This is a genomic window from Mesorhizobium sp. M0496, from assembly GCF_040321205.1.
Taxonomy (GTDB): domain Bacteria; phylum Pseudomonadota; class Alphaproteobacteria; order Rhizobiales; family Rhizobiaceae; genus Mesorhizobium.
In genome coordinates, this window is record NZ_JAMYRC010000085.1 from 1 (window position 1) to 9,235 (window position 9,235).

8 protein-coding genes are annotated in these 9,235 nt (G+C 62.2%); 7 read left to right on the top strand and 1 reads right to left on the bottom strand.

Annotation, left to right across the window (positions count from 1 at the left end):
* Positions 1-253 precede the first annotated feature (253 nt).
* From NKI73_RS33085 to NKI73_RS33105, 5 genes are read left to right on the top strand one after another with little or no spacing between them, the layout of a single operon-like run.
* Positions 254-535 (top strand): acyl carrier protein, encoded by a 282-nt coding sequence (locus tag NKI73_RS33085; RefSeq protein ID WP_010909964.1) that lies wholly within the window; start codon positions 254-256, stop codon positions 533-535.
* Between the two features lie 56 nt (positions 536-591).
* The gene (locus NKI73_RS33090) at positions 592-1,782 is read left to right on the top strand and encodes a beta-ketoacyl-ACP synthase (RefSeq protein WP_352636210.1); all 1,191 of its coding nucleotides are present in this window, start codon (positions 592-594) and stop codon (positions 1,780-1,782) included.
* A gap of 51 nt (positions 1,783-1,833) precedes the next feature.
* Positions 1,834-3,111, top strand: a complete 1,278-nt coding sequence (locus NKI73_RS33095) for a beta-ketoacyl-ACP synthase (protein WP_352636212.1) — start codon at positions 1,834-1,836, stop codon at positions 3,109-3,111.
* A 36-nt stretch (positions 3,112-3,147) separates the two neighbouring features.
* On the top strand, positions 3,148-4,176 hold the full coding sequence (locus NKI73_RS33100) for a zinc-binding dehydrogenase (protein ID WP_352636214.1): 1,029 nt from the start codon (positions 3,148-3,150) through the stop codon (positions 4,174-4,176).
* A 13-nt stretch (positions 4,177-4,189) separates the two neighbouring features.
* Positions 4,190-5,176, top strand: coding sequence for a lipid A biosynthesis lauroyl acyltransferase (locus NKI73_RS33105; RefSeq protein WP_352636220.1), 987 nt, complete (start codon positions 4,190-4,192; stop codon positions 5,174-5,176).
* 237 nt (positions 5,177-5,413) lie between these two features.
* Here NKI73_RS33105 and NKI73_RS33110 read toward each other — a convergent pair whose 3' ends face one another.
* Positions 5,414-5,842 carry a L,D-transpeptidase gene (locus tag NKI73_RS33110; RefSeq protein WP_352636215.1) on the bottom strand — a complete coding sequence of 143 codons (429 nt, stop codon included), beginning with the start codon at positions 5,840-5,842 and terminating at the stop codon, positions 5,414-5,416.
* Between the two features lie 222 nt (positions 5,843-6,064).
* On the opposite strand from NKI73_RS33110, the gene NKI73_RS33115 reads away from it, so the two are divergent.
* Positions 6,065-7,345 (top strand): acetylornithine deacetylase/succinyl-diaminopimelate desuccinylase family protein, encoded by a 1,281-nt coding sequence (locus NKI73_RS33115; RefSeq protein ID WP_352636217.1) that lies wholly within the window; start codon positions 6,065-6,067, stop codon positions 7,343-7,345.
* Positions 7,346-7,508: 163 nt separating this feature from the next.
* Positions 7,509-8,987, top strand: coding sequence for an ABC transporter substrate-binding protein (locus tag NKI73_RS33120; protein ID WP_352636218.1), 1,479 nt, complete (start codon positions 7,509-7,511; stop codon positions 8,985-8,987).
* Positions 8,988-9,235 lie beyond the last annotated feature (248 nt).

The window sequence follows — 9,235 nt, forward strand, 5'->3', positions numbered from 1 at the left end:
AAAAGCCGCCACAAAAGCTTTTTTTGTCCCCTAATTAGGGTGGTTTTTTGGGATAATGTAAAGCTTATAAATCATGGCCTGCCTAAAGTTCTTTGCAGGGCCGGCGGGGGGCAGCGGGCCCCCTTCTTGCGTTTCCTAGGCACCCTACCCATCTGCGCCCGGCGGATCAGGCCTTTTCCTGCCGGAAAAAACCGATTAGACAGCGCCCAAACAAGATGCGGACAGATTCCGCCCGCAACCGAAGGAAAAGCCCTTGTCCACCACGTTCGACAAAGTCGCCAAGATCATTGCCGACACCAGCGAAATCGATATCGACACCATCACCCCCGAGAGCCACACGATCGACGATCTCGGCATCGATAGCCTCGATTTCCTCGACATCGTCTTCGCCATCGACAAGGAATTCGGCATCAAGGTGCCGCTGGAAAAGTGGACCCAGGAGGTCAATGACGGCAAGGCTTCGACCGACGATTACTTCGTCATGAAGAACCTGTGCGCCAAGATCGACGCGCTGGTCGCAGCCAAGACCGCCTGACGTCAGTTGAGCGCGCGATCTTGACGCGCTCTGCCGCCTGACCCACAAAGCCGCCCATGAGCAGCCCCCGCGACGTCGTCATCACAGGTATCGGCCTTGTCTCCTCGCTGGGGGAAGGTCCGGACACCCATTGGCAGAAGCTCACGCAGCCGGGCCTGCAGCCGGTGCTCGAAGCGGCGCGCTTTGCCCCCTACACCGTCCATCCGCTACCGGAGATCGATTGGAACCTGCAGATCGCCAAACGCGGCGATCAGCGCCAGATGGAAACCTGGCAGAGACTCGGCACCTACGCCGCAGGACTTGCGCTAGACGACGCTGGCATCAAGGGCAATGACGAACTCTGCACGACCATGGACATGGTCGTGGCCGCCGGCGGTGGCGAGCGCGACGAGGCGGTCGATGCCGCCATTCTCGCCGCTTCGGAAAGCCGCAACGACCGCGACGTGCTGCTCAACGAGAAGCTGACCACCGAATTGCGGCCGACTTTGTTTCTGGCCCAGCTTTCTAATCTGCTCGCCGGCAACATCTCCATCGTCCACAAGGTGACGGGATCGTCCAGAACCTTCATGGGCGAGGAAGGTGCCGGCGTCGCCGCCGTCGAGACCGCCGCCGCGCGCATCCGCTCGGGCCAGTCGACTCACATCCTGGTCGGCGGCGCCTTTCAGACCGAACATTCCGACATGCTGCTCGGCTATGAACTCGCCGGCTATCTGCATCGCGGCCCCTGGAAGCCAGTCTGGCAAAGACACGGTGCTGAGGGCGGCGGCGTCGTGACCGGTTCCGGCGGTGCCTTCCTGGTGCTGGAGCAACGCGAGCATGCAACAAGCCGGGGCCGAAAGATCTATGCCGAGCTTGGGCCGGTCGTCTCCGGCCGCGCCAGGCGGCCACGGGGAGAACTCGACGTCGAGATCGCCGCGCTGCTCAAGCAGGCTGCGTTGCCGAACGGCAAATTGCTGACCCTGTCGGGCGCATCGGGCGCCCATGCCTCGACATCAGCCGAGAAAGCAGCGCTCGATGCCAATCCGGCTATATCAGCGCGTGGCTTCTCGACGCTGACCGGGCACATGAAAGAAGCGCAGTTTCCCTTCGCCGTGGCGTTGGCGGCTCTCGCTGTGGACCGCAAGGCCGCCTACCCTATTTTCGATGCCGCAGCCGAGACGCCGTTCGAAGGCGTCCCCGCAAACGTCCTTGCAACGGCGGTCGGCTATCACCAATTCGAGGGCATGGCGCTGGTCAACGCCGCCTGAGGCGGCGCTCCGAGATCCATGCTGTAACGATAAAAGGTCGAGGGCTCCCGGATGGCCAATCTGAACGATCATATGGGCAGGCCGATTGTCGCCGTCACCGGCATCGGCGTGGTGACCTCGCTTGGCGTCGGCAAGACGGACAATTGGGCGGCGCTGACCTCGGGAAAATCAGGCATCCACCCGATCACCCGCTTTCCCATCGATCAACTGAATACCCGCATCTCCGGCATGGTCGATTTCCTGCCGTCGAGTTCGAAGGGCGCCAGCCCGCTCACCTACGAGTTGGCCGAGCTTGCGGGCCTTGAAGCGGTGGCCGAAGCCGGTCTTGATTCCAGCGATTTCAGCGGACCGCTCTTCCTCGCCTCGCCGCCGGTCGAACTCGACTGGGCCGAGCGCTTCTCGCTTTACAATTCCGACAAGAACAAGGATGACACCGCCGCCGAAAGACTGCTTCGGGTGGCGCGCAGCTTGAAAGAACTGGATATTTTCGAGACCACCCAGTTCGGTTCGATCGCCGACCGCCTTGCCGACCGCCTTGGCACACGCGGCCTGCCGATCACCCTATCGACGGCTTGCGCTTCCGGTGCCACCGCGATCCAGCTCGGTGTCGAGGCGATTAGACGCGGCGAATGCGAGCGCGCGCTGTCGATCGGCGCCGACGGTTCGGCCACCGCCGAGGCACTGATCCGTTTCTCATTGTTGTCGGCGCTCTCCACCCACAACGACATTCCCGAAAAGGCGTCGAAGCCTTTCTCCAAGGATCGCGACGGCTTCGTGCTGGCCGAGGGATCCGGGGCGCTGGTGTTGGAATCGCTTGAGGCGGCACTGACTCGCGGCGCCACTATCCTCGGCATCCTGGGCGGTTGCGGCGAGAAGGCGGACGACTTCCATCGCACCCGTTCGAAGCCGGACGCTTCGCCGGCCATCGCCGCGGTTCGCGCTGCCCTCGCCGATGCCGGCTTAAGTGAAGACGAGATCGACTACGTCAATGCCCATGGCACGTCGACACCGGAGAACGACAAGATGGAACACCTGGCGCTGTCGACGGTATTCGGCGAGCGGATCGGCTCGATGCCGGTCTCGTCGAACAAGTCGATGATCGGCCATACGCTGTCGGCGGCCGGCGCCGTCGAGGCGGCGTTCTCGCTGATGACGATGCGCGAAAGCGTCATTCCGCCGACCATCAACTACGACAATCCCGACCCCGCGATCGTGCTCGACGTTGTGCCGAACAAGAAGCGCAATGCCGAGGTTCGCACCGTTCTGTCGAACTCCTTCGGCTTCGGCGGCCAGAACACTTGCCTTGTCATGGCGCGGGAACCGGTCTAAGCGACCTTTTTCAGCCAGACTGAACCGACAGGCCCCATGCGCGCATTGCAACTTATCGAGGACCGCCGTCTTGAAACGGTGGACCTGCCGCCTCCCCCACCGCCGGCACTCGGCGAAGTCACGTTGCGCATCAAGGCGGTGGCGCTGAACCACATCGACGTCTGGGGCTGGCGCGGCATGGCCTTCGCCAAGCGCAAGCTGCCGCTGGTCGTTGGTGCCGAAGCCTCCGGCGAGGTCGAGGCGGTCGGCCCCGGCGTTTCCAGCCTGCTGCCGGGACAATTGGTGTCGATCTATGGCGCCCGCACCTGCGGCCTTTGCCGAGCCTGCCGCGAAGGCCGCGACAATCTCTGCGAGCATGTTTCGGGCGTTCACGGTTTCCATCTCGATGGCTTCGCGCAGGAAAAGATCAACCTGCCGGCTCGCCTGCTGGTTCCCGCCCCGCCCGGCGTGACCGACATCGGTGCAGCGGTGGCGCCCGTCACCTTCGGCACCGTCGAGCACATGCTGTTCGACAACGCCAGGCTGCAGCCCGGCGAGACCATCCTCGTCCATGCCGGCGGGTCCGGCATCGGCTCGGCCGCCATCCAGCTGGCAAAGCGGATGGGCTGCACGATCATCACCACGGTCGGCTCCAACGACAAGATCGACAAGGCCAAGGCGCTCGGCGCCGACCATGTCATCAACTACCGTGACGACCGTTTCGAGGGCGTCGTGCGCAAGTTGACCAAGAAAAAGGGCGTCGATGTCGTGTTCGAACATGTCGGCGCCGACACCTTTGCCGCGTCGATGCTGTGCCTGAAACGTGGCGGCCGCCTGGTGACCTGCGGCTCGACCTCCGGCGTGTCGACGCAGATCAACCTGATGCAGCTGTTCCAGCAGCAATTGAAACTGCTCGGCTCCTTCGGCTGCCGCATGGAGAACATGGCCAACGCCATGCAGAAGATGGCGGCAGGACAGGTCGCACCCGTCATCGACACCGAGGTCGACTTCGACGGTATCGATGCGGCGCTGAAGCGCATGGAAGGCCGCGACGTGTTCGGCAAGATCATCCTGCGCGTCGGCTAGAGCCTTGACCTCTGTGTTCAAGAAGTTTCGCCGGGATCTCAAATTTCGCTACGGCAGGCAGCTACGCCAATTGAACTACTGGCTGGTTGCGCGCGCGGCGATGATGATCATCTCGGTGCTGCGTCTGCTACCGCCCGACAGTGCGCTGAATTTCGCCGACCGTGTCGCACGCCGTGTCGGCCCCTGGGTGGGGCGCCATCAGGTCGCCGTCGACAATCTGCGCAAGGCCTATCCGCAAAAGGGCGAAGCCGAAATCCAGGCGATCGCCTCCGACATGTGGGGCAACATGGCCCGCCTTGCCGCCGAATACATCTTTCTCGACGCCCTGTTCGACTACGATCCCGCGGCCAGCAAGCCCGGCCGTGTCGAGGTCAAGGGAACAGAGCATTTCGTCGAGATCGCAGGCGAACAGAGGCCGCATATCGTCTTCACCGGCCATCTCGGCAATTTCGAGTTGTTGCCGGTGGCGGCGGCGACCTTCGGCATGAACATCACGGCGCTGTTTCGCCCGCCCAACAACCCCTATCTCGCCGACTACATCCTTTCGACGCGCCGCTCGACCATGGGCTCATTGCTGCCATCGATGGCCGGCGCCTCATTCGCGCTGGCGGGGGTCCTGGAGAATGGCGGCAACATCGGCATCCTTGTCGACCAGAAATTCTCCAACGGCCTGGATACGACATTCTTCGGCCGCCCCTGCCAGAGCAATCGGGTGCTGGCGACCCTTGCCCGTCACTACGACTGCGACGTCTATCCGGCGCGCTGCGTCAGACTGCCAGACAACCGCTTCCGGCTCGAGATCGAGGACAAATTGATATTGCCGCGCACCGCTGACGGCAGTGTCGATGTCCACGCCACCACCCAGCGTCTCAACGACGTGGTCGAACGCTGGGTACGCGAAGATCCCGGCCAGTGGATGTGGTTCCACAAAAGGTGGGAGATCGGCGGCGGGCGGCGAAAGCGGCCCCAGCAGGCAAAGGCGCCCATCGCCAGCGCTTGAGTTCGTTCCTCGGCGAGCGCTGATTTGATCACTGCCCGCATGGGCCATCAATAGCCAGCGCCTTCGAACAGACAAACCTTCGCCGAGTGCTGTCGCTACCGGTAGAAACGCAACGGCACCGTTTCCATGCCAGTGCGCTATTCCTGCAGCATTTTCCGGGCGAAACGCCCGGGATGCAGGCAACCGCATCCGACCCCACCGCGAAAGATCACGGTGGAATCAAACGCCGGTCAAAGCCTAGTTGGTAACAAGGATCCGCGTGTTGCGGAAACCGGCTTGCCGAACCATCGCATAGAAGGCTGCGGCGTTGGTGGGGTGCAAGCGCACACAGCCATGCGATGCCGGGCGCCCGAGCTGCCTCACCGCGCCGGTGCCGTGAATGGCATAGCCGCCGCGGAAGAACACCGAATAAGGCATCGGCGACATGTCGTACTTGCGCGAATACCACATCCGCGCCGTCCGTTGCGGCCGATAGCTGCCGCGCGGAGTAATGTAGCCTTTGCGCGCGGTGGAGACGCTCCAGCGGTATACCGCCGCACCATATCTAACCGTCATCGTCTGCGACGACACGTCTATGTTTGCGACGAGGCTGGCTGCCCAACCCTGCCCCGAAGCGCCGAACAGCATCGCGACAAACACGGCTGCCATGAGAACTGTCTTTTTCATGCGACCAAACCCCTTTGATTGCCCCTTACCTGCCTGCCATCACGTTGTTTTTCATCTTTTTAATGGCAGGTGAACGGGGTAACACACACTCCTTGACCAATTCGCCAATCCAAAGCAGCGAATTTGAACGATTTCCCGCGATAGTTGCCGCAACGACACGCCGCACGGGCTTGATCACCAACGGGCTTGCAAAACCGGGACGATCGCTCTCAACTCCGCCGCATGAACGAGCGACTCCTCAAGGCAATCGATATCAGGCGCGACGATGTCGTCGCGCTGACCGCCGAGCTGATCCGTTTTCCGACCATCAACCCGCCCGGCGAGGCTTACCGGCCGTGCGCCGAATATCTCGGCGCGCGGCTGAAGAAGAGCGGTTTCGAGACCGAATTCATCCGCGCCGAAGGCACGCCCGGCGACACCGACCGCTACCCGCGCGTCAATGTCGTTGCCCGTTTCGACGGCAGGTCGCCCGGTGCCTGCGTCCACTTCAACTCGCATATCGACGTGGTCGAAGCCGGCGACGGCTGGACCGTTGATCCCTTTGCCGGTATCGTCAAGGACGGCAAGGTCTATGGTCGCGGCGCCTGCGACATGAAGGGCGGCCTGGCCGCCTCGATCATCGCAGCCGAAGCCTTCCTGGAAGTCTTCCCCGACTTTCCCGGCGCCATCGAAATATCCGGCACCGTCGACGAGGAGTCCGGCGGCTTCGGCGGCGTCGCCCATCTGGCCAGCCTCGGTTATTTCTCCAAACCCAGGGTCGACCACGTCATCATTCCCGAGCCGCTGAACAAGGACCGCATCTGTCTGGGTCATCGTGGCGTCTGGTGGGCGGAGATCGAGACCAAGGGCGAGATCGCGCACGGCTCGATGCCGTTCCTCGGCGACAATGCGGTGCGCCACATGGGCGCCGTGCTAAGGGCATTCGAGGACGAACTGTTCCCCGCACTCGACCGCAAGATGACGCGCATGCCGGTCGTGCCCGAAGGAGCAAAACGCTCGACCATGAACATCAATTCGATCCATGGCGGCCAGACCGAGGATTTCCGGCCAGGCCTGCCCTCGCCCAACGTGCCCGATTCCTGCCGGCTGACCATCGATCGTCGCTTCCTGCTCGAGGAAGACCTCGACACCGTCAAAGGTGAAGTGACCGGCATTCTCGACCGCCTGAAGCGCGAGCGGAACAAATTCGACTATGAAATCCGCGACCTGATGGAAGTGCTGCCGCTGATGACCGAGCGCGACGCGCCGGTGGTCATGGCAGTGGCGCAAGGCATCATGGCGATCTTCGACCGGGAACCCGACTACGTCATTTCGCCGGGCACCTACGATCAGAAGCACATTGCCCGCATCGGCCATATCTACGATTGCATCGCCTATGGTCCAGGCATTCTCGACCTCGCCCACCGGCCGGACGAATGGGTCGGCATATCGGACATGGTGGAAGCGGCCAAGGTGATGGCGATCGGGCTCAACGTGCTGCTGCGCGGCACAGCCACGGGATAAGGCGCGCATCGCGACAAGCTTCGACCTGCTGATGAGGCCGCCAGGACAAAAACATTCCCGACGATGCCAACGGGCAGAACGAAACGCAATTTACTCCGCGGCGAAATCACGCTTCTATCGCCCGGGTTTGAGCACCTGTCTGAAACGCATGGGGAGTTGCACGATGAAATTGTGGAAAACCATCCTGGCCGCCGCAGTGCTGTCACTGGCCGCCGGCACCTCCGCGTTTGCCGCGCGAACCGACCTGGTCATCGGCATTCCCCTCGAACCCCCGCATCTCGATCCGACCGCAGGTGCTGCCGCGGCAATCGATGAGGTTCTCTACGCCAACGTGTTCGAGGGCCTGACCCGCATCGGGCCGAATGGCGAGGTGTTGCCGGATCTGGCCGAAAGCTGGACTATTTCCGATGACGGCAAGGTCTACACCTTCAAGCTGCACACCGGGGTGAAATTCCACGACGGCACCGACTTCGATGCCAGTGACGTGAAATTCTCGCTCGACCGTGCCCGCGCCGACAATTCGGTCAATGCGCAAAAGGGCCTGTTCGCGGGCATCGACACGGTCGAAATCGTCGACCCCGCAACGGTCAAGGTAACGCTCAAGAACGCGCAAGGCTCCTTCCTCTACAATATGGGCTGGGGCGACGCGGTGATCGTGGCGCCTGAGACGGCCGACACCAACAAGGAGAAGCCGATCGGTACCGGCCCGTTCAAATTCCAGAGCTGGGCCAAGGGATCCTCGATCACGCTGGTCAAATCGGACAATTACTGGGGCGCACCGGTGTCCCTCGACAAAGCCGAGTTCCGCATCGTGCCCGATGCCGCGGCCTATATGCCGGCATTGCTCTCGGGCGACATCCAGGCTTTCCCCTTCTTCGACGCCGATAGCGTCGCACAGGTCAAGGACGACCCGCGCTTCAAGGTAGTGATCGGCGCGACCGAGGGCGAAACCATCCTGTCGATCAACAACAAGAAGCCGCCCTTTGACAAATTGCAGGTGAGACAGGCGATCTCCTATGCGCTCGACCGCAAGGCCATCATCGACGGCGCCTCCGCCGGCCTCGGCGTGCCGATCGGCTCGCACATGTCGCCCGCCAATAAGGACTATGTCGACCTCACCGGCCGCTATCCGCATGATGTCGCCAAGGCAAAGGAATTGCTGAAGGAAGCGGGGCTGGAGAACGGCTTCAAGGCGACGCTGAAATTGCCGCCGCCCGCGTATGCCAGGCTCGGCGGCGAGATCATCGCCTCCGAGCTTCGCGACGTCGGCATCGATCTGGAGATCATCCCGGTCGAATGGGCACAGTGGCTGGATCAGGTGTTCACCAAGAAAGACTACGACCTGACCATCGTCTCCCACACCGAACCCAACGACATCGATATCTATTCGCGCAAGGACTATTACTTCAACTACGACAATCCGGCCTTCGACAAGGTGATCGCCGATCTCGGCGTCACCTCCGACGAGGCCAAGCGCAAGGAATTGCTGGGGCAGGCACAGAAGATACTGGCCGACGACGCCGTGGTCGGCTTCCTCTACGAACTGCCCAAGGTCGGCGTCTGGGACGCCAAGCTGCAAGGCCTGTGGGAAAACGCACCCATCCAGGCCAATGACCTCACCAAGGTGAAGTGGTCGGATTGAAGACTCAGGCTGCCTGGCGGAATTTGCGCTCCGTCACACCCCCCTCTGCCCTGCCGGGCATCTCCCCCGCAAGGGGGGAGATCGGCAATTTCTGCGTCGCCGACAACGATGCCATTTCGGCGATTGGCGAAAGCGTAAATGAGAGCTCAATCTCCCCCCTTGAGGGCAGGGGAATCGCACATGAGTACAAACGGACTCTTGTGTGGTGTGCGGAAATCGATTCTGAGAGGACCTCTGAATGATCGGAG

Coding starts and splice junctions, on each gene's coding strand:
- NKI73_RS33090 (WP_352636210.1), top strand. CDS start 592: ATGAGCAGCCCCCGCGACGTCGTCATCACAGGTATCGGCCTTGTCTCC.
- NKI73_RS33095 (WP_352636212.1), top strand. CDS start 1,834: ATGGCCAATCTGAACGATCATATGGGCAGGCCGATTGTCGCCGTCACC.
- NKI73_RS33100 (WP_352636214.1), top strand. CDS start 3,148: ATGCGCGCATTGCAACTTATCGAGGACCGCCGTCTTGAAACGGTGGAC.
- NKI73_RS33110 (WP_352636215.1), bottom strand. CDS start 5,842: ATGAAAAAGACAGTTCTCATGGCAGCCGTGTTTGTCGCGATGCTGTTC.
- NKI73_RS33115 (WP_352636217.1), top strand. CDS start 6,065: ATGAACGAGCGACTCCTCAAGGCAATCGATATCAGGCGCGACGATGTC.
- NKI73_RS33120 (WP_352636218.1), top strand. CDS start 7,509: ATGAAATTGTGGAAAACCATCCTGGCCGCCGCAGTGCTGTCACTGGCC.